This window comes from Pseudomonas californiensis (assembly GCF_021147775.1).
Classification (GTDB): Bacteria; Pseudomonadota; Gammaproteobacteria; order Pseudomonadales; family Pseudomonadaceae; genus Aquipseudomonas; species Aquipseudomonas californiensis.
Genome location: NZ_JAGTPK010000010.1, coordinates 1 through 24,787 on the forward strand (window position 1 = coordinate 1; position 24,787 = coordinate 24,787).

Consider the following 24,787-nt stretch of genomic DNA (forward strand, 5'->3'; position numbering starts at 1 on the left):
CGCATGTCAAACTCTTTTTTCTCACCGCTGTCGATCAACTTTCAATCGACCTCCTTCCTCGCTGACTCTCTTCGAGAAAACCTTGCAACCTGTTGATCTACAAGGCTTTTTCGTTTCCGTCTGCGCCGGAAGTGGGGCGAATTATAGACACCTGAGAAACCACGTCAACCGTTAATTTCACAAATAACCTATCTATTTCTCCCACCCCTGTAAACACGGGAGCAAACCTGCACCGCAGTGCGCTCCCGACGCGCCCCTTACAAACTAGGGAAGGCGAATTGCGAAGCCTCGTGGCTCGCACGTTGCGGCCAACGCTGGGTAATCGCCTTGCGGCGCGTATAAAAGCGTACGCCATCCGGACCGTAAGCATGCAGATCGCCAAACAGTGAACGCTTCCAGCCGCCAAAGCTGTGGTATGCGACAGGGACCGGCAACGGAACGTTAACCCCTGCCATCCCGACTTCAATCTCGTCGCAGAACAAACGCGCCGCTTCGCCGTCACGCGTGAAGATGCAGGTGCCATTGCCATACTCGTGATCGTTGATCAGTTGCATGGCTTGCTCGAGGCTGTCGACGCGGACAATGCACAACACAGGCCCGAAGATTTCTTCTTTATAGATGCGCATCGCTGGCGTCACACGATCAAACAGACAGCCCCCCATGAAGAAGCCTTGTTCATGCCCGGCCACTTGAAGATTTCGGCCGTCGACTACCAGGGTAGCGCCCGATTGCACGCCGTCTTCTATATAGCCACTGACCTTGTCACGATGCTGGCCGGTCACCAGTGGCCCCATGTCCAGGCCACACGTAGTGCCCGCACCGATCTTCAGGCTTTGAATTTGCGGGACCAGTTTGGCTACCAACGCATCCGCGATCTGATCACCCACGCAGACGGCAACCGATATTGCCATGCAGCGTTCGCCGCACGAACCATAGGCAGCGCCCATCAGCGCACTGACTGCATTGTCCAGATCCGCATCGGGCATCAGCACGGCGTGGTTCTTTGCGCCGCCAAGCGCCTGGACGCGCTTGCCCCGCGTGGCTCCTTCTTTATAGATGTATTCAGCGATCGGAGTCGAACCGACAAAACTCAATGCCTTGACCTCGGGCGCTTCGATCAGCGCATCCACTGCGACCTTGTCGCCATGCACCACATTGAGAACGCCTTTCGGCAGCCCGGCCTCATGCAACAGCTCTGCAATAAGCAACGTCGAGCTGGGATCACGCTCGGAAGGTTTGAGGATAAAGCAGTTGCCGCAAGCGATCGCCAGCGGATACATCCACAACGGCACCATGGCCGGGAAGTTGAAAGGCGTAATACCCGCCACGATGCCCAACGGCTGGAAGTCGGACCATGCATCGATGTTCGGCCCGACATTACGGCTGTACTCGCCCTTCAACACCTCTGGCGCCGCGCAGGCGTATTCGACGTTTTCTATACCGCGCTTCAACTCGCCGGCAGCGTCTTCCAGAGTCTTGCCATGCTCTTCGCTGATCAACTGTGCGATACGGGCTTCGTTCTGCTCCAGCAATTGCTTGAAACGGAACATGACCTGAGCCCGCTTGGCGGGCGGTGTGTTGCGCCAGGCCGGAAACGCGGTCCTGGCGGAGTCGATGGCTTGCTGAACGGTTTCACGACTGGCAAGGGCAACCGTGTGGATAACTTGCCCAGTGGACGGATTGAACACGTCCGCAGTGCGGCCTTCCCCGGAAACGAACTCACCGTGGATCAGATGCTGAATGCTACTCATGAAAACGACTCCAGGATTGCGGCAGGCGCGAATCGCTTCGCGCCTGCTGTTACTGCCTATATAGAAGAGGTATAGAAGAACGTCGTAACCCGGTTAATCAGTCGATGAGGCTCAGCGCCTCACCCACAGCATCGAACAGACGATCCAGGTCCTGCGCCTTGCTGTTGAACGTTGGGCCAAACTGCAGCGTGTCGCCGCCGAAGCGCACATAGAAGCCTGCTTGCCACAGCTTCATGCCTGCTTCAAACGGCCGGACGATGGCGTCGCCGTCACGCGGGGCGAGTTGAATGGCGCCCGCCAAGCCGTAGTTGCGGATATCGACGACGTTTTTTGCTCCTTTGATGCCGTGCAATACGCTTTCAAAGTGCGGTGCGATTTCGGCGGCCTGTTGCACCAGGTTTTCCCGCTGCAACAATTCCAGCGCCGCCATGCCAGCCGCGCATGCCACCGGGTGAGCCGAATAGGTGTAACCATGAGGAAACTCGACGGCGTATTCCGGCGTCGGCTGGTTCATGAAGGTTTGATAGATCTCGCTGCTGGCAATGACGGCACCCATCGGAATCGCACCGTTGGTGATCTGCTTGGCAATGCACATCAGGTCAGGCGTCACGCCAAAGCTGTCGGCGCCAAACATCGAACCCGTACGGCCGAACCCCGTAATCACTTCGTCAAAGATCAGCAGGATATTGTGCTGATCGCAGATTTCGCGCAGGCGTTTGAGATAGCCCTGTGGCGGAACGATCACTCCGGCAGAGCCCGCCATGGGCTCAACAATAACCGCAGCGATGTTGGACGCATCGTGCAATTCGATCAGCTTGAGCATTTCATCGGCCAGCGCAATGCCGCCCGCTTCAGGCATGCCTTTGGAGTAAGCGTTGCTGGCCAGCAGCGTATGAGGCAAATGATCGACGTCCATCAACTGGCCGAACATTTTACGGTTGCCGTTCACACCGCCAAGGCTGGTGCCCGCTACGTTCACACCGTGGTAACCGCGAGCCCGCCCGATCATCTTGGTCTTGGTCGCTTGCCCTTTGAGACGCCAGTAGGCACGAACCATCTTCACCGCCGTGTCCGCACACTCAGAACCGGAGTTGGTATAGAAGACGTGGTTGAGGTTGCCAGGCGTCAGCTCAGTGATTTTTTCAGCGAGTTGAAATGACAAGGGATGGCCGAACTGAAAGCCCGGCGAGTAATCCAGAATGCCCAACTGCCGGGAAACTGCTTCCTGGATTTCTTTGCGCGTGTGCCCCGCCCCACAGGTCCACAGGCCGGAAAGCCCGTCATAAATCTTGCGACCTTTGTCATCGGTCAGGTAGCTGCCATGCGCTGCAACGACCATGCGCGGGTCACGCTGAAAATTGCGGTTCGCGGTGTACGGCATCCAGTGAGCGTCGAGCTTCAATTGACTGGTAACCGGAAGTTCTGAAGTTTCGAACATGTTCATGGAAGCGGACCTCGCGAAGGCGTGAGCGGATGTGATTGCGACAACGGTGCCACGGGGCTACAGTCCGAAAAACCCAACTTTTACGATCTTTAGTCAGGCATCTACTAAACAATGGTCACTCGCCGTTCAGATCCGCTCGCTCAAGTCAGTGACTTCGATATCAGGCTGCTGCGCATCTTCAAAAGCGTAGTCGAGGCCGGTGGCTTTTCTGCTGCAGAAAGCGTGCTGGGGATTGGCCGGTCTGCAATCAGCCAGCAAATGAGTGATCTTGAGCAGCGCCTCGGCTTGCGGCTGTGTCAGCGTGGTAGGGCCGGATTTTCAGTGACTGATGAGGGCCGCGAGGTTTATCAATCGTCATTACAACTGCTCAGCGCACTGGAGAGCTTTCGGACCGAGGTCAACGGGCTGCATCAAAATTTGCGGGGCGAGTTGAATATCGGCCTGACGGACAACCTTGTCACCCTCCCGCACATGCGCATCACCAACGCATTGTCCCGCCTCAAAGAGCACGGACCGGATGTGCATATCAATATCCGCATGGTCGCCCCCGCCGAGGTTGAGCAAGGCGTGCTGGATGGAAGCTTGCATGTGGGGGTCGTGCCACAGGCCAGCGCGTTGCCGGGTCTGGAGTACCAGTCGCTGTACAGCGAGCGCTCGCTGCTTTATTGCGCCGTCGGGCACCCGTTGTTTTATGCCGACGATGCCGCGCTCGACGACCATCGCCTGGCTTTGCAGGAAGCCATTGCGCCAACCTTTCGGCTGCCCAGTGACATTCAGGACCACTATCAGGCGCTCAATTGTACGGCCAGTGCTTCAGACCGTGAGGGCATGGCGTTTCTGATTCTCACCGGGCGCTACATCGGTTACCTGCCAGATCACTATGCCAACGCCTGGGTGCAGGAAGGCCGTCTGCGCGCCCTGAAGCCCACTTCCAAATACTATGATCTGAGCCTGGTGACGGTCACCCGTAAAGGGCGACGCCCTCATTTAGTGCTGGAAAGCTTTTTAGACGGCCTGGCTGCTACCCGATGACGCATGAGCGTCGCGGGTCAGACATTTCAGCCCTATACCCTGTCAAGCGTGGCAACGTCTGTCCGGCAGATATCAATGGGATACCAGACTCGACCCCGCAATAAGCTGAGCAGTTGGACAGCTTTTTGCAAAGAACCCATCAACGACAGGCCAGCACATGGCTCGTCCCGGCTCGAGGACCTGTCATGCAGTCCGAAACACCCGACAACAACGACCTGATCTATGGCCTCAACGACCGGCCCAAGCCAATGACAGCTGTGCTTGCCGCATTGCAGCATGTGCTCGCCAGCTTCGTCGGCATTATTACCCCGCCGTTGATTATCGGGTCCACCCTCGGACTGACGGCTTATCTGCCCTACCTGATCAGCATGGCGTTGATGGTTTCGGGCGTCGGCACCTTCATTCAGGCGCGCCGCCCCTTCGGCATCGGTGCCGGGATGATCTGCCTGCAAGGTACCAGTTTCGCCTTTCTCGGCGCGGTGCTGTCTGCCGGGTTTCTGGTCAAGCAGCGAGGCGGCAGCCCGGAAGACATCATGGCGATGATTTTCGGTGTCTGTTTTTTCGGGGCGATTGTGCAAATCGTACTCAGCCGCTTTATAGGCCAGTTGCGACGGGTGATTACGCCGCTGGTGACCGGCATCGTCATCACGCTGATTGGCGTTAGCCTTATCAAGGTCGGCGTCACCGATCTGGGGGGCGGGTTCAATGCACCAGACTTTGGCACGCCCTTGAACCTCGCGCTTGGCGGGCTTGTGCTTGCGGTCATTATCGGGCTTAACCGCTCCAGCACGCCGTGGGTACGCTTGTCCGCAATCATCATTGGGCTTGCGGTCGGCAGCCTTGCGGCCTGGTTCAGCGGCAAACTCGTGCCGCAGCCGATTCATGACTTGCCGATGATCAGCGTGCCGATCCCGTTCAGGTTCGGTTTCAATTTTGACTGGACGGCTTTCCTGCCCGTTGCGCTGATTTATCTGATAAGCAGCATCGAAACCGTCGGCGACCTGACCGCCAACTGCATGCTTGCCCGCCAACCCATCAGCGGCCCGAGTTACGTGGCACGGCTCAAGGGTGGCGTGCTGGGCGACGGCGTGAGCTGCATGATCGCCGCCACCTTCAGCGCATTCCCCAACACCACGTTTGCCCAGAACAATGGCGTGATCCAGTTGACCGGCGTCGCCAGTCGGTATGTCGGCCTCTACATAGGTGCCGTACTCTTCGTGCTCGGGCTGTTCCCTCACATCGGCGCAATCGTGCAGCAGATTCCAAAACCCGTCCTTGGCGGCGCGACCCTGGTGATGTTCGGCAGTGTCGCGGCGGCAGGCGTGCGGATCCTCGCGCAGTCGCCCCTGGACAGACGCAGCATGCTGATCATCGCGACCTCGTTCGGCGTCGGTCTAGGCATCGCATTACAGCCTGCGTTGTTGCACCACATGCCCATGCTTGTTCAAAACCTGTTTGACTCGGCGATCACCAGCGGCGGCATCACCGCAATCGCCATGTGTCTGCTGATACCTGAGGGGAAAACTGCCGCTATTGCAGCGGTTGCGCCACAGGAAACCGAACCCCTTGAGCATTCAAGATAAATTTCCTGCGCACGCGCTTGCGGGATGCGCGCGGGTACGTTATCAGTGCACTCGTTGCGCCCCCTGACCTGTCCGGAATTGCCCCCATGACACTTGAAGTCTCTGCCCACAGCGCTCACGTCCCCAAGCCTGCCAGCCGCATTCGTCAGAAGAACGAAGAAGCCATCATCAAAGCGGCAGAAGACGAATTTGCCCGTCATGGCTTCAAGGGCACCAGCATGAACACCATTGCTCTGAAGGCCGGGTTGCCAAAAGCCAACCTGCACTATTACTTCACCAACAAACTGGGCCTGTACATCGCAGTGCTGAGCAACATCATCGAATTGTGGGACAGCACCTTCAACGCCTTGAGCGTCGACGACGATCCTGCCCAGGCACTGGCCCGCTATATCCGCGCCAAGATGGAGTTTTCACGACGCCAGCCTCAGGCCTCGCGAATTTTCGCCATGGAGATCATCAGCGGCGGTGAGTGCATGAGCGAGTACTTCAGCCAGGACTACCGCCTGTGGTTTCAGGGCCGGGCTGCGGTATTCCAGGCCTGGATCGACGCAGGAAAAATGGACCCAGTCGACCCGGTGCATCTGATCTTTCTGCTCTGGGGCAGCACTCAGCACTATGCCGACTTTGCGAGTCAGATCTGCCGCGTTACCGGACGTACGCGCCTGACCAGGCAGGACATGGACGAGGCCAGCGATAACCTGACCCGGATCATTCTCAAGGGCTGCGGGTTAACGCCGCCGACCCTGTAGAATCTGCCTCTCGCCGTCAGCTGGAAGTCTGCATGTCATTTACCCTTGCTGGCCCTTGCGAGTTTCGAGAAGAAATTCGCAAGAGCCGCTTCATCACCCTCGCCGCCCCGATTGGCAGCCCTGCCGATGCGCAGGCGTTTATCGAGCAGAACAGCGACCTCAACGCAACCCACAACTGCTGGGCCTGGAAGCTCGGCGGCCAATACCGCAGCAATGATGACGGCGAACCGGGCGGCACCGCAGGTCGTCCGATCCTCGCCGCCATTGAGGCGCAAATGTTCGATCAGATCATTGTGCTGGTGATTCGCTGGTACGGCGGCACCCAGCTGGGGACTGGCGGGCTGGCCAGAGCTTATGGCGGCGGCGCAAACAAATGCCTGCAGCAGGCTGAACGCATTGCGCTGATCAACCGTGTGCCCTACACCCTCGAATGCACGTTCAGTGAGCTGGCGCTGGTCAAACTGCGCCTGCATGAGCTGAACGCCATGATCGAAAAAGAACACTTCACTGCCAACGGTGTGGAGATGGCGATTGCCATTGGTCCTGAGCATGTCGGCATTGCGCAACAGCAACTGGCCGACCTGAGCCGCGGCAGAATCCTTCTGCGTCCGGACGCTGACAGCTAGCTCGCTCTTGCCCACAACTACTGTGCACCTGACTGTGGATAAGCTGGGTGTACTGCGCTGCAAGCCATACAGAACAAGCCTCACAAGCAAATGATCGTTTTTTGACCAATTTGTATCCAGTGGATAAAAACCCGCCTTAAAACATCATCTTAACCTCGCTTAGCACGTTTGGACGCTAGTCCATGGGACGTTATTCTGCGCTGTCGAGGTTGCGCACCGTTACTGTGGAAGAACCTGTGGATAACAGGTGCAAGGGTCCCCCAATCGCTCGGCGCATGGCCTTTGCTGCGGGCTGTACATTTTTTGCTCAATGTCATGGGCCATATTGAGCCTCCACACCCGTCGCCCTGCCCCGAACTGGTGCTGAAAATTTACAACGCCCTTCCGTAAATAGTTGAAACGCTCGACGACGAGCCGATTTGAAGCCGTTGCGATGAAACCTGACTCCCTGGCCAGGATTTTGCTTTATCCACGAGCGACCCATTCCCGGATCAGAGCCTGTCATGCCAAACCATGCGACACCTGCGCGTCTACAACTGCGCCATATCAGCAAACGGTATCCCGGTTGCCTGGCCAACGACGCCGTCGACCTGACGATCAAGCCCGGAGAAATCCATGCATTGCTGGGCGAAAACGGCGCCGGCAAAAGTACGCTGATGAAAATCATCTACGGTGTGACGCAGCCAGACTCCGGCACGATCACCTGGCAAGGGCAGACGCAAATCATGCGCAACCCAGCCCAGGCTCGAAGCCTGGGCATCGGCATGGTGTTCCAGCATTTCTCGCTGTTCGAAACCTTGAGCGTCGCGCAGAACATTGCGCTGGCCATGGGCGCAGCGGCCGGCACACCCAAACAACTGGAGCCGCGCATACGCGAAGTGTCTCAGCGCTACGGCATGGCACTCGAACCTCAGCGACTGGTGCACAGTCTGTCGATTGGTGAGCGGCAGAAAGTTGAGATCATCCGCTGCCTGATGCAGGACATCCGCCTGCTCATCCTCGACGAACCTACCTCCGTACTCACGCCACAAGAAGCCGAAGAGCTGTTTGTGACGCTCAGACACCTGGCACAGGAAGGCTGCAGCATTCTGTTCATCAGCCACAAGCTGGGCGAAGTACGCGCCTTGTGTCACAGCGCGACGGTGCTGCGTAACGGCAAGGTGTCCGGGCATTGCATACCGGCAGAATGCTCAGACCTGGAGCTGGCGCGAATGATGGTAGGTGATGCAGAGGGCCTGACCGAGCAGTACCAGAAAGTCAGCGGCGGCACACCATTTCTCAGGGTCGACAGGTTGTCCTGGCACAACCCTGATCCATTCGGCTGCTCGCTGAACGAGATCAGCCTGGAAGTGCGCAGTGGCGAAATCGTTGGCATTGCAGGCGTGGCGGGTAATGGCCAGGACGAATTGCTCGCGTTGCTCAGCGGCGAACAACGATTGCCGAATACACAGGCAGCGACGTTACGTTTTGCAGACGTCCCGGTCGGTAATCTGCGCCCTGATGCGCGACGCAAACACGGGATGGCGTTCGTCCCGGCAGAACGATTGGGCCACGGCGCGGTGCCGGAACTGAGTCTGGCCGATAACGCGCTGCTCACGGCTTTCCAGCAAGGGCTGGTCAGCGCAGGCCTTGTTCAGCGTGGCAAGGTGCGGGCACTGGCTGATGAAATCATTCGCCGCTTTGCAGTCAAGACACCCGATGCACAGGCCCCGGCGCGCAGCCTGTCTGGCGGCAATCTGCAGAAATTCATTCTGGGCCGAGAGATCCTGCAACAACCCAGATTGCTGGTCGCTGCGCATCCGACCTGGGGCGTGGATATCGGCGCAGCCGCGGCGATCCACAGGGCGCTGATTGCCTTGCGCGATGCAGGCGCGGCGATTCTGGTGATCTCGGAAGATCTTGACGAGCTGTTCCAGATCAGCGACCGGCTTGCCGCACTCAGCGCAGGCCGGCTTTCAGACCTGATCCCCACCGAACACACCAGCACCGTGCAGATCGGTGGATGGATGGCAGGACAGTTCGATCATTCTCACACCCAGGCCCACGCGGCGGGTTAACGGAGCAAAACATGCTGCTTTCTCTGGAACCGCGCGGCCAACAATCGCGCGCCATGCTCTGGTGCTCTCCGCTGCTCGCGGCGGTTCTGACGCTGATATGTGGGTCGCTGCTGTTCATGGCGCTGGGGCTCAACCCCTGGGTGACGCTGCACACTCTGCTGATCGCGCCGGTCAGTGATCTGTATGGCCTGTCGGAACTGATGGTCAAAACGTTGCCGATTCTGCTCTGCGCGCTGGGGTTGGCGGTTGCCTATCAGGCACGCATCTGGAACATCGGGGCCGAAGGCCAACTGCTTCTGGGGGCGCTGGCAGGCAGTGCCGTTGCAGTGAATATCATCGAGATGGAAAGCCGCTGGGCCCTGGTCATGGTGCTGCTCGCGGGAACGCTGGCGGGCGCCGCCTGGGCAGGCGTGACGGCCTGGTTGCGCACCCATTTCAATGCCAACGAAATCCTCACCAGCATCATGCTGAATTACATCGCCCTCAACCTGCTGCTGTACTTCGTCCACGGCCCGCTCAAGGACCCGGCGGGCATGAACTTCCCTGAGTCGGCCACCTTCGGTGACGCGAGCCGTCTGCCGTTGCTGATGGAAGAGGGTCGCGCACACGTGGGCGTGTATTTCGCGCTGCTGGCGCTGGTCGTGGTCTGGGTACTTCTGCAACGCAGCTTCGTGGGCTTTCAGATCAAAGTGCTCGGGCTGGACAAGCGCGCCGCGGGTTTTGTCGGCTTTCGGGAAAAACGTCTGGTGTGGCTCGCGCTGTTGATCAGTGGCGGGCTGGCAGGGCTGGCTGGCGTGTCGGAAGTCGCCGGCCCCATTGGTCAGTTAGTGCCGCAGGTGTCACCCGGCTACGGCTATGCGGCGATCACCGTCGCCTTTCTTGGGCGCCTTAATCCCATTGGCATTCTGTTCTCCAGCCTGTTGATCGCCCTGCTCTATCTGGGCGGTGAAAGTGCGCAGATGACCTTGAACCTGCCTCCGGCCATCACGCAGCTTTTTCAGGGGATGATGCTGTTCTTCCTGTTGGCCTGCGATGTGCTGATCCTTTATCGCCCACGCCTGAAGCTGCGCTGGGCCAAGCGCCAGATGACCCCAGTGGCGGGAGCCGTGTGATGGATATCGACCTGTTGAGCAACATTTTCTACGCCATGGTGCGCTGCGGCACGCCCTTGCTGCTGGTGGCACTGGGCGAGTTGATCTGTGAAAAAAGCGGCGTCATCAACCTCGGCCAGGAAGGGATGATGCTGTTCGGTGCAGTGACCGGGTTTATCGTGGCGCTGAGTACGGGCAACCTGTGGCTCGGCGTAATGCTGGCCATGTGCGCGGGCATGCTGTTGTCAGCGCTGTTTGCTCTGGTTGCTTTGGTGTTCAACGCCAATCAGGTGGCGACAGGCCTGGCGCTGACTATCTTCGGTGTCGGTTTGTCCAGCTTCGTGGGCGCCGCCTGGGTGGGTAAACCGCTGAGCGGTTTCGAGCCCGTAGCCATTCCTCTGCTGAGTGACATACCGTTGATCGGCCGTATGCTGTTCGCTCAGGACCTGCTGGTTTATCTGTCATTTGCATTATTCGCGCTGGTCGCCTGGGCGCTGCTGAAAAGCCGCGTAGGCCTGATCATCCAGGCTGTCGGCGAAAACCCTGACGCGGCAAGCGCCATGGGCCTGCCGGTGTTGCGGGTCAGAACATTTGCGGTGCTGTTCGGCGGCGCAATGGCAGGGCTGGCCGGGGCTTACCTGTCGCTGGCGTACACCCCCATGTGGGCCGAAAACATGAGCGCTGGCCGAGGCTGGATCGCGCTTGCGCTGGTCGTGTTCGCCAGTTGGCGCGTGTGGCGCCTGCTGCTGGGCGCCTACCTGTTCGGCCTGGCCAGTATCCTGCACCTGGTGGCGCAAGGCATTGGCCTGGCAATTCCGTCCAATCTGCTGGCGATGCTGCCTTACGTCGCAACCATCATCGTGCTGGTCCTGCTCTCCCGCGACGCCCTGCGCACCCGGCTGTACGCACCGGTTTCACTGGGCCAGCCATGGCGGGCGGGCCACTGACGCCCGTATGGACGCTGATGTTTCAGCATCAAGGATATGCGCTCACGGATGAGCGCACTGGCCACAGCTGCAGTATTGCCCACGCCAGTTCGGCTATCAGGATAACGATCAGCACGCTGCTGACACCCTGTGCCAAGGCGTACGCCTGCCAGGTGGCAAACAGCAAACGGCCGACCGCATCGTAGCGTCCGAACAATCGCTGCGGATCGCGGATTCGCACCACTGCCCACACGCAGACAATCGAGCCCAGCAGGTTCGCCATCAACATGTGCATGGGTGCAAACGCGGGTAGATCGCCCGTCAGGTTCAGTTGTTGGGTGAGCGTCGTCAGAGCGCCGTGCAATACCGCGAAACTCCAGGGCGTGACAAAGGCTGCGGTGATGATCAAGTCGTACCAGCCGCTGGCCCGTACGATGCTTCGGTATTGCCTGGGGTTCCACATGCAAATGCTTCCTGCCGATTGAGATTCCAACAGGCTAAAGGCTGGAGTACGCTCCAGGGTCAAGCACTTCAAGGACGTCTGCCCATGCGTATCGGCGAACTGGCCAAGGCCACAGCGGTGAGTCGCGACACGCTGCGCTTCTATGAACAACGCGGTTTGATCATCGCGCAGCGCAGTGCCAACGGCTATCGTCGCTACCCTGTAGAAACGGTGCAACTGGTCCAGTTCATCAAGGTGGCGCAACGGTTGGGTTTCAGCCTGAACGAAGTGGGCAGCAACGTTGCCGAACTGTGGAAGGCTCCTGCGCCGGACGCCGCCATTGCCCTGTTGCTTCAGGACAAACTGGCGCTGATCGACAACCGCATCGCTGAGTTGCATGAGTTGCGTAGCGAGCTGCATCAGCGCGTCGGCCAATCGTGCCCGTTGCGCCCCTGAACTTATTCAATTGCCAAGGAAACTGTCATGACCACTACCAAAACCGCGCTGATCATCGGCGCCTCGCGTGGCCTGGGGCTTGGGCTGGTTCAACGCCTGACCGAACAGGGTTGGAAGGTCACTGCCACGGTCCGCGATCCGCTGAAGGCCGAAGCTCTGGAAGCCATTGAGGGCGTACGGATCGAAACCGTGGATATGGATGAAACCGCCTCGCTGGAGGTGTTGGTCCAGAAGCTGAAAGGCGAGGTGTTTGACGTGCTGTTCGTCAACGCGGGCATTTCAGGCCCGCAGCATCAGAGTGCTGCTCAGGCGACCGCTGCCGAGCTGGGCCAGTTGTTCCTGACCAACGCAGTTGCACCGATTCGCCTGGCCGAGCGCTTTATCGGGCACATCCGTCCTGATACCGGCGTGCTTGCGTTCATGAGTTCAGTCCTGGGAAGCGTTGCGTGCCCGGAAGGTGGCGAGATGGGGCTGTATAAAGCCAGCAAGGCTGCCCTGAATTCGATGACCAATACCTTTGTACATCAACTGGGTGAAAACCGTCCGACGGTTCTGTCATTGCATCCGGGCTGGGTGAAGACCGACATGGGCGGCGAAAACGCGGCCATCGATGTGCTGACCAGCACCACCGGCCTTGTGAAACAGCTCGATGCCTACGCGGGCAAGGGTGGGCATTACTTCATCGATTACAAAGGCGACACGATCGCCTGGTAAATGCGGTGTATGAGTGGTTCGCAGGGCGCTGTCTTCGATAAGATAGCCAGCGCCTGAACGCAGGCTTTTGCATATGTGCGCAGGCCTCGCGCCCGGCACGCCTGGATCAGCAGACAGGACAACACTGAGCTGGCTAACCCTGAACTCATTTTTCAGAGGAGCCGGCCCATGTCCGCGATCCGTATCTGGTTGAAAAACCCCCTCGCAATATTTACCGCCAATGACCTCGACGCCCGTGGCGGCCTGGTGATTGAAGGCGGTGTCATCACTGAAGTGCTGGCCGCCGGTCAGCAACCCGCAAGGCCATGTACGCAGGTGTTCGACGCACGCGAGCATGTGCTGCTGCCGGGGTTGATCAATACCCATCATCACTTCTATCAGACCCTGACTCGTGCCTGGGCCCCGGTGGTCAATCAGCCGTTGTTTCCGTGGCTCAAGACGCTTTACCCGGTGTGGGCGCGCCTGACGCCGGAGAAACTGACCGTCGCCAGCAAGGTGGCGCTGGCCGAGCTGCTGCTGTCTGGCTGCACAACCGCTGCGGACCATCACTATCTGTTCCCTGATGGACTGGAACATGCCATCGATGTGCAGGTGCAGAGCGTTCGGGAACTGGGCATGCGAGCGATGCTGACACGTGGCTCGATGAGCCTGGGCGAGGCGGATGGCGGGCTACCACCGCAACAGACCGTGCAACAGGGCGAAGTGATCCTGGCCGACAGCCAAAGGTTGATCGAGACCTACCACGAGCGCGGCGACGGTGCGCAGATTCAGATTGCCTTGGCGCCCTGCTCGCCGTTTTCCGTCACACCGCAGATCATGGCCGAGAGCGCCGCGTTGGCGGAAAAACTCGACGTGCGCCTGCATACCCATCTGGCCGAAACCCTGGATGAGGAAGACTTCTGCCTGCAACGATTCGGCCTGCGCACGGTGGACTATCTGGACAGCGTGGGTTGGTTGGGGCCGCGCACCTGGCTCGCGCATGGCATTCATTTCAACCCGGATGAAATCGCCCGGCTTGGCGCGGCCGGTACCGGCGTCTGTCATTGCCCGAGCTCGAACATGCGCCTGGCTTCCGGCATTTGCCCGACGCTGGAGCTGATCGCAGCGGGCGCACCGCTGGGGCTGGGCGTCGATGGTTCGGCGTCCAACGATGCCTCGAACATGATGTTGGAAGCCCGACAGGCGCTTTACCTGCAACGACTGCGCTACGGCGCGCAGCGGATCACCCCGCAGTTGGTGCTCGGCTGGGCAACCCAAGGCTCCGCGCAGTTGCTGGGGCGCGGCGATATCGGCGAGCTGGCCGTGGGCAAGCAAGCCGATCTGGCGCTGTTCAAGCTCGATGAGTTGCGGTTTTCCGGCAGCCACGATCCGATATCAGCCCTGCTGCTGTGCGGTGCAGACCGTGCGGATCGGGTGATGATTGGCGGTCAGTGGCGTGTCGTCGAGGGTCAGGTCGAAGGACTGGATCTTCAGCAACTGATCGCGGATCACCGTCAGGCCGCGCGCGAGCTGATAGAAGGCTGACCATTCGGTCTGTTCACGATTCGATCACAGTGTGAGCGGATCGACGCACGACCGCAGAAGGATCCGCTACAGTGGCGTTCTTCTCGGCAGCCAGGCGATATTCCGTGCCCACTCCTTCGCAACGCGACGACCAGAGCATGATGGAGTTGCTCTTTGACCTCGCCAGGATTCTGCTCAGTCTGAGCTGGAGCCTTTTACTGCTGGCGGCGCCCGTGGTGCTGGTGACGATGTCGCCACCTTTGCTCGGGCTGGTGATAACGCTTGGCGCGGGCGGCATGACCGCGTTGACAGCCTGGTTCGGCTGGAAACGCGTTGCCAGCTTTTTTTCACGGGTGAGCGGGTGCGCAGTATTTGGCCTGGGACTGGGACTCGGCCTGTCGCTGCCCAACTACTGGAATGTGTTTGCAGCCTTCATCGTCATCGCAGGTGGCCTGGTCGCGCTGGGCGCCTTGTGTGAAAAGCTGGGGGTCAGCACAGTCGACGATGGAAAGCCTGATGAAGAGGGCAAAACCGCAGCGTGCCTGTACAAAACCCATGACACCCGAGGCGCCCGCAGCGCATGGGGTGGGCAAGAGCTTGATGTCACGCCGGAAGGTCAGCCCATTCGGTTGTTCAACATGGGCGAAATTGCCATGGGCGGACCGGTCTATTTCGACTATCTGTTCCCGGATGGCGTGCTGTTGCAGGGCATCGGTTCATCGGCGCAGTTCTCCACGGATGGCCGCTACTTCGCCGCACCTGTCCCGTCACGCAACCAGTGGGGGCTGATCGTTCTCGACCGTCACATGCGGCGAACCTATCAGTGCGACAACGATCACCTGTGGGAACTGGACGAGTTCACCAACACCGAGCTGCGTGGACGGGTCAGCCCACTGGTGGATAACCGCGCGAGCGCCATCAGCCTGCAGGCCATGCTCAAGGCATCCTCCATGACGCAACTGGAGCCTGTCGGTGATATCTGGGTTGACCCTGCCTTGCTGGAATATCACCTGGCCAGCGCGACCGTGCAGCACATCGGTCCGCACAAACGGCACCGCATCGAGGGCAAGCTGGTCATGCCCGAGAGTTTGCGGGAGCTGGAGCAACCGCTGGATGCGCTGCGCTACCCAGTCTATGAGCTGAGCCTGGATGATCGGGAAAGCCCGTTGTATTTTTACGCCGACGCGCCCGTGGTATGGCGCGACGACGGCAAGGCGTTGAGCATCGTCGCCCGACATCATGACGACAAGGAGGCCAGATACTGGGTCTGGCAGCCTGACGCTGGCTGGCATTCACTCCCTACTCCCTGGGTCGTCGGCGATAACGACCTTTCGTTGAGCTGGAACGAACCATTGAGTCTGGACGCGGAACACTTGAGGATCGGCGGCTACCTGGCTTTTGCAAACCCTGACCGTGGCATGTATGGCTATGGCCTGCGTTGCGTTCATGGTGACACTCAGATTCAAACCGGTCATGACGCACAAGGCTGCCTGCAGGCAAGCGACCGCAAACTGACAAAAGTAAGGCTGGTTGTACCACTGACCGGCGATGGCGAGCGGGGCATGAGCAGCATCGAGTCCGAACCGCTTCTGAACAGGACGCGCGCCTGCCTGACATGGCAGATGGACAATCACGCTGGTACGGGCGGTTACCGCTGTCGGATAGAAGATTGGGAAATGCCCGGGCTCTGGCTGCTGGACCATCGAGTATCGGACTGCGGACGCTATCTGGCGCTGATTCCCTTCAACGAGCACCCAGCGAGCGCAGGCAAGGTAGTGGTAGTCGATGCGCTGAAACGCCGACGCCTCGACGGACCGGCCATGGAAGTGGTCAACCTGTTGGACTTCCGGTCAGGTTCGCTCATGGTCACGCTGGTGCTGGGACGATTGAAAGAAGGCACCGCGTCTTCTCCCCTCAAGCGCTTCGACATTCCCGCGCCGCCGATTGGCAACGCGGCGGGCTTTTGTGACTACCGTGAGGAGTCGCGGCCTTACTACCGAATGGTCGAGTTGCGGGTCGGCGAAGACGGTATGCGTGTTGCTCCGTGCTGGCGCGTGGTCGAACAGCCACAGGCGGCCAATGCCGACGGTGATTTCGTTCAGCCCGCCGCGGACGGCAGCGATGCGGCCTGGTTGTTCGGCACTGAAACCGAATACGCCGACAGTTGGCTGCGTGCCGAATCCGGAAGGCTGGGCGGCCATCTGCTGACCGCTTCGGGATGCGTACTCAATGATCTGGCGCCATCAATGTGCTGGTCGCCGGATGCTCGCTACCTGGCCCTGACCCGCCTGCACGCGGACATGCAGCGCAACTGGGAGCTCCTGCTGCTAGATGTCCACGACCGCACGTTGCGCACCTGGAATTATCCAGCGGGCAACCGACCGCAGTTCGAGGGCTTCGACAATGGAAAGCTGCGCGTGCGTACGTTCGAGCATGACTTTGCGTCAGACCGTTATCCAGACAAGGGCCGGGTAACGTCAATCAAGCTGGATGACTGGCTGGCGCTGCCGGTTGAGCAGCTTGTCGAACGGGACGGGCTCTGGTTGCTGGCTGCCCAGCAGACTGACGCGCCATTGTGGCAGGCCCTGGACAAAACGCCTTTGCAGCCTTGGCGCGGACAGTCCCGGACGATTGAGGACGAGTGAAGGCAAGGCAGAGTTGAGCGCCGAGACACGTGATGCGTCAAAGCACTCAACCCTGGTGTTGAGCACGATCAGGTTGGCAGACACGCCTACGTCTTGAAGTGCGAGGTCATTTTTTGCAAGTCGCTCCCGAGAGAAGCAAGCTTCAGAGTCGCTGCTGCGCTTTCTTCACTGGCGATGGCGGACTGGTCCGCTACATCACGAACACTGAGGATGCTGCGATTGATTTCATCAGCCACCGCGCTCTGCTGTTCAGCGGCAGCAGATATCTGCAGGCTCATCCCCTGGATCGTACCAATGGAATGGTTGATCTCGGCAATCGCCTGCTCGGCTTTTTGCGCAAGCACAACCGTGTCCAACGTGCGTTCGCGACTCGATACCATCAGCTCGGATGCAGCTTGAGTCCCCTGCTGCAGGGTCAGGATCAACGTTTCGATTTCTTTGGTGGAGTTCTGAGTACGCTGCGCCAGTGAGCGTACTTCGTCTGCAACCACCGCAAATCCGCGCCCCTGCTCGCCCGCTCGTGCAGCTTCAATGGCGGCGTTCAACGCCAGAAGGTTGGTTTGCTCTGCCACGGCCTTGATCACGTCGATCACTTTGCCGATCTGATCACTCCCTTGAGTGAGCACACCCATGGCACCGCCAAGTTTTTCGATGGCCTCGGACAGCTCAGTGATCTGGGCCGCCGCTTGCTTGACGACTTCTCCGCCATGGCGCGCTTGCTGTTCTGCCAACGTAGCCGCCGCCGAAGCATCAGTCGTGTTTCGCGCAACCTCTTGAACCGTCGATGCCATTTCGTGCATTGCGGTTGCAACCTGGTCCACCTCAACCTTCTGCTGACGTACCCCCGCGCTCGTCTGCTCACTCATTGCCGAGAGCTTTTCAGCGGAAACAGAAATGTGGGCAACTCCGCTGCCGATTCCTTGTACCAGCGTGTTCAAGCTTTGGGCCATGTCATGCATGGCCGTTTGAAGATCACCCAGCTCATCACGACGCGCAGTTTTCAAATCGACAGTCAGATCACCTTTGGCAATGCGACGCGCCAATTCAACCGTCTGACCCAGCGGCAACGTGATCTGACGGGAGATGACGATTGACGCAAAGATACCGACCACCAAGGCGACCAAGGTGAGTGCAACCATCTGGACGAATGCGTCACGTTGATCTTCACGGGCCAATCGCTGCTGGATGACCATCAAGCCATTGACGATGCGATCCATCTTCTCGCTGTGTTGATTCACTTGTTGGCGAAGCGCCTGCTTTTTATCGAAAAGCGCGGAGACCTCAAGGATGACCTCCCGGTATTTGCGCATACCATCGGAGGCTTCCTGAAGCTGACTGGAGAGCGTAGCAGGCAGGCTGCTGCGTGCCTTGGTGATGTCCGACAGGAAGCCGTCGGTCGTCTCGATCAGGGCGTTCTTGTTCGCGGTGCTGGACACTGCGATATACCGGCGAAGCACCAAACGGAACATTGTCATGCTGTTGCGCAGATCGGCGACTGTTCTCAGTTCACGTACTCGCTCGGCATCGGACACCTCCAACGCGCTTGAAGTAACGGTTTCGAGCATCTTTGAAAAGGTATCGACATACCTGTCGGACAATGCGCCCAGTGGCTTGAGCGCATTTGAGGTGGTCTTGTCGATATCAACCAGTTGCTTGACCGTCTGGTCGTAGTCCGCTGTTGCGGCTTGCAACTGAAGCAGAGCCTGCCGGTTTTCAGGGCGGGTCATCATGACGAGCGCCTTGGCATTCAAGTCTTGCAGGGCCTTGAGCCGAGCGCCGTAAGTATCCAGAGACTCTGGATCTGCAGCCGTCTCGTACTGCTTTTCAGCCAGCAGCATGTCTTGGGACGCATCGTTGATATTGCCGATCAGACGCGTGGTGTCCAGGCGGTCCACAAGAATATTGTTGCTGTTGTAACCGACAAACGCGACGGCGATCACCGCGCATAAAAGAATGCCAAAACCGATGCCTAATTTACGAGACACCCTGACATTGTCCAAAAGCCTAGATACCTGTCCCATTTCCGTCCTCAGGTGCCCATCCGGCGTACATCCGCACGGCACAAAAATTCAAGCAGCGATTGCTGCCCACAAGGGTAAATTTCGTCATCCGAGGCGAAGTTAAGGGCAGGCTCCAGCCACCCAGGTGATTCAGGAACTCATCACTACCAAGCGAGCATCAGAACATCGCTTGAAGCGTTGACGTACAGCGTTGCGTGGCTGACGTTTACCGTTTCAGCCACGCCATCGGCCAACGTTGTACAGACTTTAGAAAAACTTGTACAAAATTAAATTTTGTATAAGAATTGAACTTTCACGCACCATGAGCTGTTGCTCAATCTGAACAAACGAGGAGCGGCCGACGCTTGACAGGCCGAGTCAGCAGCCAGGAATCCGGCGCATTCCGGTTTGTCTCAGAAAGCTTGAAATGGAGGCTGTACAGGATCGTTCTACACAGGATGTGAGGCACCACTCTGGTTGACGTCCACCCAACTGACGACTGCACATTTCATCGTCGTCCGCCCTTTCGATCAGGATATGATCGAGCTCTTAACATCAGACCCCACGACCTATGACCGTTGATCTGCAGGCGCTCTACCCGAAACTGATCCAACTGATGCTGGATACTGTGTTTGTGGTTGATCAGAACGATCACATTGTTTTTGTCAGCGACGCTTGTGAGGCACTGCTGGGTTATCGTCCTGACGAGATGAAAGGCACGCCCATCACCCGCTACATGCACCCTGAAGACCTGATGGCCACACGGGCCTCGATCACCCGCGTCATGAATGGCAAACCTCACGTTGATTTTCGCAATCGCTACATCCGCAAGGATGGAGGAGTCGTGTACATCCTCTGGGCCGCATTCTGGTCTGAGGACCTGGGTGCGAGGATAGGTGTGGCGCGCAATGTGACAGCGCTGGCTCAGGCCGAAGAAGAGCTGCGCTCGCTCGCTCATTACGATCCGCTGACAAAACTGGCCAACCGCTCGCTGTTCAGCGACCGCCTGAAGTCTGCCCTGCTCTCGGCGCAGCTCGACAATACCGGGCTGGCGCTGCTGTTTCTGGACATTGATAACTTCAAAGGTATCAACGACGTTCATGGCCATCAGACGGGGGATCGTATTCTCTGCATGGTTGCCCGCCGGCTGGAAAGCTGCATGCGTGAGACCGACACAGTTGCTCGCATGGGCGGCGATGAGTTTACGGTGCTGTTGACGGGTATTCAGTCAAGAGAAGCCATCACCCGCAAGCTGGAGCAGATTCACCAGGCTATGGCCGCGCCATTGCCCTTTGAGTTCGGCGCGCTGAAGATGCCGTTGTGCAGTATTGGCGTTGCGTTCTATCCCGAGGACGGAACGGATCCCGATGCACTGCTCACTCACTCGGACGATGCAATGTACCGAATGAAAAGGCATCGCTCTTCAAACAACAAAGAGCAAAAGGCCTGAGTCGACCGTGGATCGGGCGACGTGCCGGGCATTCACCAACGCGTGTTTCCAGGGCTTGTGCAGCAAGCAGCCTGTTTCGCCCACCTGCTGCTTCGGCTCAAAGCCCCAGGCAGGAGAGCATGATGAATGTCGCGAACAGCACGAAGTGAGTCATGCCTTCTATCGCATTGGTTTCGCCGTCGTTGAGGTTGATGGCGCTGACCAGCAAGGTGATGACGATCATGACCGTCTGCACCGGCGTCATTGCCATCTGGAATGGCTGACCACTGTACAGCGCCATGGCTTCCATCACCGGTACGGTCAGAATCACCGTCGACAGCGAGGCGCCCAGCGCGATATTGACCACCGACTGCATGCGGTTGGCCAGTGCCGCACGCAATGCAGTGAGAATTTCCGGCGCTGCAGAAATCGCGGCCACCAGGATTGCTGTCATGACCGGCGGCGCGCCAGTGCCTTCCAGCCCCAGATCAACCGTCTTGGACATTACTTCTGCCAGCGCACCAATCACCACCACACCAGTGATCAGGGTCGCGATGGAACGGGTCAGATTGACTGGTTCAGAGGCTTCTTCCGGCGGGTCTTTACGCTTCTTCTTTTCAGGGTAGCTGTAGCTGAAAAAGTAGCTGTGCGGCCCGACCTGCATGCGCAGGAACATGCTGTAGAGAAGGATCATCGCGCCGATGGTGAAGGCCGAGTACAGCTTCCAGTCGCCTTCGGGGATGAACTCGGGCACCACCATGGACACGCCCATTGCCGTCAGAATCATCGCGCTGTAGGTACGCGCCGAATCATCGTTATATGACTGCTCACCATGCTTGAGCCCGCCCATCAGCGCGGCCAGGCCGAGAATGCCGTTGATGTCGAGCATCACTGCCGAGTAGATCGTGTCGCGCACCAGCGTTGGTGATGGCTCGTTGCTCATCATGATCGCCAGGATCACCACTTCAACCAGCACTGCTGACAAGGTAAGGATCATTGTGCCGTAGGGATCGCCGACTTTCTCGGCGAGCATTTCGGCGTGGTGCGCCACGCGCATCGAGGCGCAGACGATGAAACCGACCAGCGCCAGCCCGGACACCAGCGCCACCACCTGGCCGTTGCCGAGCAACACATGTTCCAGTGGATAAGCCGCGAACATGGCGATGATTGCCAGTACCAGAAATTTTTCTTGCTTGAGCAAAGTGCCCATGATGTTCCCCAAACCCTTGCGACACATCGCCGCGGATGTTCATGAAGGTGTCTGTCAGTGAAGCCGTTGAGAGTGCAGGGTGTGACAAAAGGTTTCAAAAAATGCCCGCAATGAGAACACCACCCACGCGTAAATGACTTTTGATCCCGCCGCCACGATGTGAAATAGTGCCCGCCGTTTTCGTCGCGACCTTTACGGCGCGGCTGTTCCGGGATTTTTTCCCCGACAAAGGACATTCGCCATGCGCGCTCTTCGACTCTTCGACTCTTCTCTTTATTGGCTGTTGGCGTACTGACGATGCTGGCAAGCGCCGTTCAGGCGGCGCCCATCGACATTGATGACGGCCAACACAAGGTTCATCTGCCCGACACCCCGAAACGCGTGGTGGTACTGGAGTTTTCGTTTCTTGACGGCCTGGCCTCGGTTGGCGTGACACCGGTCGGCGCGGCGGATGATGGCGATGCCAATCGCGTGCTGCCCAAGGTGCGCAAGGCTGTGGGCGAGTGGCAATCGGTCGGGTTGCGCTCGCAGCCCAATATAGAAGTGATTGCGCGCCTCAAGCCGGACCTGATCATCGCCGACCTCGGTCGCCATCAGGCGCTTTACAACGACCTGGCCAGCCTGGCACCGACGCTGATGCTGCCGTCCCGGGGCGAGGATTATCAGGGCAGCCTGAAGTCCGCCGAACTGATCGGCCAGGCGCTGGGCAAAGGTCCACAAATGCAGGCGCGCATCGCCGAAAACCAGCAGCATCTGAAAGCCATTGCGGCGCAGATTCCGGCCAATACCCAGGTGTTGTTCGGTGTGGCGCGTGAAGACAGTTTTTCGGTTCATGGCCCGCATGCCTACGCGGGCAGCGTGTTGCAGGCGATAGGTTTGAAAGTGCCGGAAGTCCGCAAGAATGCCGCACCAACCGAGTTTGTAAGCCTGGAGCAACTGCTGGCGCTGGACCCTGGCTGGTTGCTGGTCGGCCATTACCGCCGCCCCAGCATTGTCGACAGCTGGAGCAAACAACCGCTGTAGCAGGTATTGAGCGCCGTCCGTAACAAGCAGGTCGCCGAGGTTGATGGCGACAGCTGGGCGCGTAATCGCGGCATCATGGCGTCCGAGCAAATCGCTGATGACGCCTTGGCAGTGCTCAAGGGCGGCAAGGCCGTGCTGAACCCGTAAATGCGCCGCTGGTTGATGGCGGCAGTGATTGCCGTGAGCTGTCTGGCCCTGTTCTGGGTGTCGCTGTTCGCCCTCTCGTCTTTCAGCATTCGCCAGGTGGATGCCTGGAACGGGCTGTTCACGCAGGGTCGTGAAGGCGGCAACATCGCCTACATAGTCGCCCAGTTACGCGTGCCGCGCGCAGCCTGCGCAGCATTGGTCGGCGCGTGTCTCGGTGTGGCCGGAGCATTGATGCAAGGGATTACCCGCAACCGGCTGGCATCGCCATCGCTGTTTGGCGTCACCGCCGGTGCCGCGTTGGGGCTGGCGCTGTTTTCCACCGGGTTGGTGAGCCTGCCCTTTCCCGGCGGCGCTCTGTTGATGACCTGCATTGGCGGCGCGCTGGCCTGGATTACCGTTTTCAGCCTGGGCGGCGCATGGTCGCCCGCCACGGCCCAGGGCCGACTGGTGCTGGCCGGCGTCGCGGTCGCGGCATTGTGTGCAGCCTTGACGCGCCTGACGGTGATCCTCGTCGAAGCCCAAGCGCAAAGCGTACTCAACTGGCTGGCGGGGTCGCTGGCCAACGTCGGTGCAGAACAATTGCAGTTGCTCTGGCCGTGCACGCTGATTGGCGTGGTACTGGCGATCGCCTGTGCGCCACGCCTGAACCTCATCAACCTGGGCGAAGACGCCGCACGCTCGCTGGGCGTGAGAATCGGCGCGCTGCGGCTGTTGGTGTTTGTCGTCAGCCTGCTGCTGGTCGGCGCGAGCGTCTGCGCCGTCGGGCCGATAGCGTTTGTCGGCCTGATCGCGCCCAATATCGCTCGTCAATGGCTGGGCAACGACTATCGCTGGCTGGTTCCGATCAGCGCCGGTCTGGGTGCGGCGATTGTACTGGCGTCTGATCTGATCAGCCGGGCCGTAGCCTTTCCGGTCGAAACGCCGGCGGGTGTCGTGACCGCGTTGATCGGCGCGCCGTTCTTCCTGTTTCTGGCGAGGCGAGCGCTATGAACCCCTCCCGCTCCCGCCTGCTGCTTTTGCTGGTTATCCTGGCGTTGGCGTTGCTGCTGAGCCTCAGTGCCGGGACGGTCTGGCTGACACCCGGCGCCGTGCTTGATCACCTGATTGCGCATGACAGCAAAGACTTCGAGGTGTGGAACCATCGCTTGCCGCGCGGCCTGATTGCGATACTGACCGGCAGTGCATTCGGTCTGGCCGGTGCCATTGTTCAGGGCGTGATCCGCAACCCGCTGGCTTCGCCGGAAATCCTCGGCGTGACTCAGGGCGCAGGTCTGGCGTTGACCATCGCGATCATCGGCCTGCCGCAGTTGCCGGTGGCGGCCCTGCCGTTCGTGGCCTGCCTGGGCGGCGCGGCAGGTGCGCTGCTGCTGGCCCTGTACAACACCGGCGTGCAGTTTTCCGGCGTGCGTTTCGCCCTGTCCGGCGTGGCCATTGCGGTCACGTTGTCGAGCATCACCGAGTTCCTGATCCTGTCCAACCCGCTGGACATCAACACCGCCCTGCTGGCCCTGACCGGCAGCCTGTGGAGCCGTAACTGGCACCATGTGCTGCTCGCTTTGCCGTTGCTGTTGCTGATCCCGGCCAGCCTGTTGCTGGCCAAACCGCTGAACCTGATCGGGCTGGGTGACGAAGCCGCGCAGAGTCTGGGCACAGGGCTCAAACGTGTTCGCTGGCTGGCAATGGGCAGCGCAGTGCTGCTGACCAGCCTGGGCGTCGGCATCATTGGCCCGGTCGGCTTCGTCGGTCTGGTTGCGCCGCACATGGCGCGGCGGCTGGTGGGCGGGCACCATCAATACTTGATGCCTGCATCAATGGCTCTGGGGGCGTTGCTGCTGGTGCTGGCCGACACATTGGGCCGCACGCTGATCGCGCCCAGCGAAATCCCCGCTGGCATTCTGACTGCAGTGATCGGCGCTCCGTATTTCCTCTGGCTGCTGGCCCGATTCAAAGGTTGATCAC

19 protein-coding genes and 2 pseudogenes are annotated in these 24,787 nt (G+C 59.4%); 15 read left to right on the forward strand and 6 right to left on the reverse strand.

Translation table 11 applies throughout. From position 1 onward, the window contains the following. Window positions 1-257 precede the first annotated feature (257 nt). Both KDX37_RS11650 and KDX37_RS11655 read right to left on the reverse strand, forming a co-directional pair. The gene (locus KDX37_RS11650; RefSeq protein WP_231652863.1) at window positions 258-1,751 is read right to left on the reverse strand and encodes a CoA-acylating methylmalonate-semialdehyde dehydrogenase; all 1,494 of its coding nucleotides are present in this window, start codon (window positions 1,749-1,751) and stop codon (window positions 258-260) included. A 97-nt stretch (window positions 1,752-1,848) separates the two neighbouring features. After that, the gene (locus tag KDX37_RS11655) at window positions 1,849-3,195 is read right to left on the reverse strand and encodes an aspartate aminotransferase family protein (RefSeq protein WP_231652864.1); all 1,347 of its coding nucleotides are present in this window, start codon (window positions 3,193-3,195) and stop codon (window positions 1,849-1,851) included. A 111-nt stretch (window positions 3,196-3,306) separates the two neighbouring features. Between KDX37_RS11655 and KDX37_RS11660 the strand changes: the two genes are divergently transcribed. From KDX37_RS11660 to KDX37_RS11690, 7 genes are all read left to right on the forward strand, one after another. Further along, window positions 3,307-4,227 (forward strand): LysR family transcriptional regulator, encoded by a 921-nt coding sequence (locus tag KDX37_RS11660; RefSeq protein WP_231652865.1) that lies wholly within the window; start codon window positions 3,307-3,309, stop codon window positions 4,225-4,227. Between the two features lie 185 nt (window positions 4,228-4,412). Continuing rightward, on the forward strand, window positions 4,413-5,810 hold the full coding sequence (locus tag KDX37_RS11665) for a uracil-xanthine permease family protein (RefSeq protein ID WP_231652866.1): 1,398 nt from the start codon (window positions 4,413-4,415) through the stop codon (window positions 5,808-5,810). Window positions 5,811-5,896: 86 nt separating this feature from the next. Further along, window positions 5,897-6,559 carry a TetR/AcrR family transcriptional regulator gene (locus KDX37_RS11670; RefSeq protein WP_231652867.1) on the forward strand — a complete coding sequence of 221 codons (663 nt, stop codon included), beginning with the start codon at window positions 5,897-5,899 and terminating at the stop codon, window positions 6,557-6,559. Window positions 6,560-6,591: 32 nt separating this feature from the next. Further along, window positions 6,592-7,185, forward strand: coding sequence for an IMPACT family protein (locus tag KDX37_RS11675; RefSeq protein ID WP_231652868.1), 594 nt, complete (start codon window positions 6,592-6,594; stop codon window positions 7,183-7,185). Window positions 7,186-7,688: 503 nt separating this feature from the next. Continuing rightward, window positions 7,689-9,242 carry an ABC transporter ATP-binding protein gene (locus tag KDX37_RS11680; protein WP_231652869.1) on the forward strand — a complete coding sequence of 518 codons (1,554 nt, stop codon included), beginning with the start codon at window positions 7,689-7,691 and terminating at the stop codon, window positions 9,240-9,242. Window positions 9,243-9,253: 11 nt separating this feature from the next. Further along, window positions 9,254-10,354: an ABC transporter permease gene (locus KDX37_RS11685; RefSeq protein ID WP_231652870.1), complete on the forward strand. Its 1,101-nt coding sequence runs from the start codon at window positions 9,254-9,256 to the stop codon at window positions 10,352-10,354. Next, window positions 10,354-11,280, forward strand: coding sequence for an ABC transporter permease (locus KDX37_RS11690; RefSeq protein ID WP_231652871.1), 927 nt, complete (start codon window positions 10,354-10,356; stop codon window positions 11,278-11,280). The genes KDX37_RS11685 and KDX37_RS11690 overlap by 1 nt, the downstream gene beginning before the upstream one ends. Window positions 11,281-11,308: 28 nt before the next feature. Here the strand turns inward: KDX37_RS11690 and KDX37_RS11695 are convergent, their stop codons facing one another. Then, window positions 11,309-11,722 carry a hypothetical protein gene (locus KDX37_RS11695; protein WP_231652872.1) on the reverse strand — a complete coding sequence of 138 codons (414 nt, stop codon included), beginning with the start codon at window positions 11,720-11,722 and terminating at the stop codon, window positions 11,309-11,311. An 84-nt stretch (window positions 11,723-11,806) separates the two neighbouring features. Between KDX37_RS11695 and KDX37_RS11700 the strand changes: the two genes are divergently transcribed. The 4 genes from KDX37_RS11700 (at window position 11,807) to KDX37_RS11715 (ending at window position 17,019) form a co-directional block, all read left to right on the forward strand. Next, the gene (locus tag KDX37_RS11700) at window positions 11,807-12,157 is read left to right on the forward strand and encodes a MerR family transcriptional regulator (protein WP_231652873.1); all 351 of its coding nucleotides are present in this window, start codon (window positions 11,807-11,809) and stop codon (window positions 12,155-12,157) included. Window positions 12,158-12,184: 27 nt separating this feature from the next. Then, window positions 12,185-12,871 carry an SDR family oxidoreductase gene (locus KDX37_RS11705; protein ID WP_231652874.1) on the forward strand — a complete coding sequence of 229 codons (687 nt, stop codon included), beginning with the start codon at window positions 12,185-12,187 and terminating at the stop codon, window positions 12,869-12,871. A gap of 168 nt (window positions 12,872-13,039) precedes the next feature. After that, window positions 13,040-14,395 (forward strand): 8-oxoguanine deaminase, encoded by a 1,356-nt coding sequence (locus KDX37_RS11710; RefSeq protein WP_231652875.1) that lies wholly within the window; start codon window positions 13,040-13,042, stop codon window positions 14,393-14,395. A 104-nt stretch (window positions 14,396-14,499) separates the two neighbouring features. After that, entirely contained in the window at window positions 14,500-17,019 is a 2,520-nt protein-coding gene (locus KDX37_RS11715) for a hypothetical protein (protein ID WP_231652876.1), read from the forward strand. An 86-nt stretch (window positions 17,020-17,105) separates the two neighbouring features. On the opposite strand, the gene KDX37_RS29730 is transcribed toward KDX37_RS11715, so the two are convergent. Together KDX37_RS29730 and KDX37_RS29735 are read right to left on the reverse strand one after the other, a co-directional pair. Continuing rightward, a complete protein-coding gene (locus KDX37_RS29730) occupies window positions 17,106-17,978 on the reverse strand; it encodes a methyl-accepting chemotaxis protein (protein WP_406646026.1) in 873 nt (290 codons plus the stop codon). Then, window positions 17,964-19,040: pseudogene (locus KDX37_RS29735) on the reverse strand (methyl-accepting chemotaxis protein); the annotation flags it as partial. The gene KDX37_RS29730 and the pseudogene KDX37_RS29735, both read right to left, overlap by 15 nt. A 550-nt stretch (window positions 19,041-19,590) precedes the next feature. Between KDX37_RS29735 and KDX37_RS11725 the strand changes: the two are divergent. After that, window positions 19,591-20,469 (forward strand): sensor domain-containing diguanylate cyclase, encoded by an 879-nt coding sequence (locus KDX37_RS11725; protein WP_231652878.1) that lies wholly within the window; start codon window positions 19,591-19,593, stop codon window positions 20,467-20,469. A gap of 97 nt (window positions 20,470-20,566) precedes the next feature. On the opposite strand, the gene KDX37_RS11730 is transcribed toward KDX37_RS11725, so the two are convergent. Further along, a complete protein-coding gene (locus KDX37_RS11730; protein WP_231652879.1) occupies window positions 20,567-21,658 on the reverse strand; it encodes a calcium:proton antiporter in 1,092 nt (363 codons plus the stop codon). A 276-nt stretch (window positions 21,659-21,934) separates the two neighbouring features. Here KDX37_RS11730 and KDX37_RS11735 point away from each other — a divergent pair. The 3 genes and pseudogenes from KDX37_RS11735 (at window position 21,935) to KDX37_RS11745 (ending at window position 24,783) form a co-directional block, all read left to right on the forward strand. After that, window positions 21,935-22,828: pseudogene (locus KDX37_RS11735) on the forward strand (Fe(3+) dicitrate ABC transporter substrate-binding protein). Next, window positions 22,829-23,818, forward strand: a complete 990-nt coding sequence (gene fecC, locus KDX37_RS11740) for an iron-dicitrate ABC transporter permease FecC (protein ID WP_231652880.1) — start codon at window positions 22,829-22,831, stop codon at window positions 23,816-23,818. It abuts the pseudogene before it with no gap. Further along, window positions 23,815-24,783, forward strand: a complete 969-nt coding sequence (locus tag KDX37_RS11745; RefSeq protein WP_231652881.1) for an iron chelate uptake ABC transporter family permease subunit — start codon at window positions 23,815-23,817, stop codon at window positions 24,781-24,783. The genes fecC and KDX37_RS11745 overlap by 4 nt, the downstream gene beginning before the upstream one ends. The last annotated feature ends 4 nt before the right edge of the window (window positions 24,784-24,787 follow it).

What these genes read in the sequence shown, in the direction of transcription:
- KDX37_RS11650 (WP_231652863.1), bottom strand. Translation starts at nt 1,751, where the DNA reads ATGAGTAGCATTCAGCATCTGATCCACGGTGAGTTCGTTTCCGGGGAA.
- KDX37_RS11655 (WP_231652864.1), bottom strand. Translation starts at nt 3,195, where the DNA reads ATGAACATGTTCGAAACTTCAGAACTTCCGGTTACCAGTCAATTGAAG.
- KDX37_RS11660 (WP_231652865.1), top strand. Translation starts at nt 3,307, where the DNA reads ATGGTCACTCGCCGTTCAGATCCGCTCGCTCAAGTCAGTGACTTCGAT.
- KDX37_RS11665 (WP_231652866.1), top strand. Translation starts at nt 4,413, where the DNA reads ATGCAGTCCGAAACACCCGACAACAACGACCTGATCTATGGCCTCAAC.
- KDX37_RS11670 (WP_231652867.1), top strand. Translation starts at nt 5,897, where the DNA reads ATGACACTTGAAGTCTCTGCCCACAGCGCTCACGTCCCCAAGCCTGCC.
- KDX37_RS11675 (WP_231652868.1), top strand. Translation starts at nt 6,592, where the DNA reads ATGTCATTTACCCTTGCTGGCCCTTGCGAGTTTCGAGAAGAAATTCGC.
- KDX37_RS11680 (WP_231652869.1), top strand. Translation starts at nt 7,689, where the DNA reads ATGCCAAACCATGCGACACCTGCGCGTCTACAACTGCGCCATATCAGC.
- KDX37_RS11685 (WP_231652870.1), top strand. Translation starts at nt 9,254, where the DNA reads ATGCTGCTTTCTCTGGAACCGCGCGGCCAACAATCGCGCGCCATGCTC.
- KDX37_RS11690 (WP_231652871.1), top strand. Translation starts at nt 10,354, where the DNA reads ATGGATATCGACCTGTTGAGCAACATTTTCTACGCCATGGTGCGCTGC.
- KDX37_RS11695 (WP_231652872.1), bottom strand. Translation starts at nt 11,722, where the DNA reads ATGTGGAACCCCAGGCAATACCGAAGCATCGTACGGGCCAGCGGCTGG.
- KDX37_RS11700 (WP_231652873.1), top strand. Translation starts at nt 11,807, where the DNA reads ATGCGTATCGGCGAACTGGCCAAGGCCACAGCGGTGAGTCGCGACACG.
- KDX37_RS11705 (WP_231652874.1), top strand. Translation starts at nt 12,185, where the DNA reads ATGACCACTACCAAAACCGCGCTGATCATCGGCGCCTCGCGTGGCCTG.
- KDX37_RS11710 (WP_231652875.1), top strand. Translation starts at nt 13,040, where the DNA reads ATGTCCGCGATCCGTATCTGGTTGAAAAACCCCCTCGCAATATTTACC.
- KDX37_RS29730 (WP_406646026.1), bottom strand. Translation starts at nt 17,978, where the DNA reads ATGCATGACATGGCCCAAAGCTTGAACACGCTGGTACAAGGAATCGGC.
- KDX37_RS11725 (WP_231652878.1), top strand. Translation starts at nt 19,591, where the DNA reads ATGACCGTTGATCTGCAGGCGCTCTACCCGAAACTGATCCAACTGATG.
- KDX37_RS11730 (WP_231652879.1), bottom strand. Translation starts at nt 21,658, where the DNA reads ATGGGCACTTTGCTCAAGCAAGAAAAATTTCTGGTACTGGCAATCATC.
- fecC (WP_231652880.1), top strand. Translation starts at nt 22,829, where the DNA reads ATGCGCCGCTGGTTGATGGCGGCAGTGATTGCCGTGAGCTGTCTGGCC.
- KDX37_RS11745 (WP_231652881.1), top strand. Translation starts at nt 23,815, where the DNA reads ATGAACCCCTCCCGCTCCCGCCTGCTGCTTTTGCTGGTTATCCTGGCG.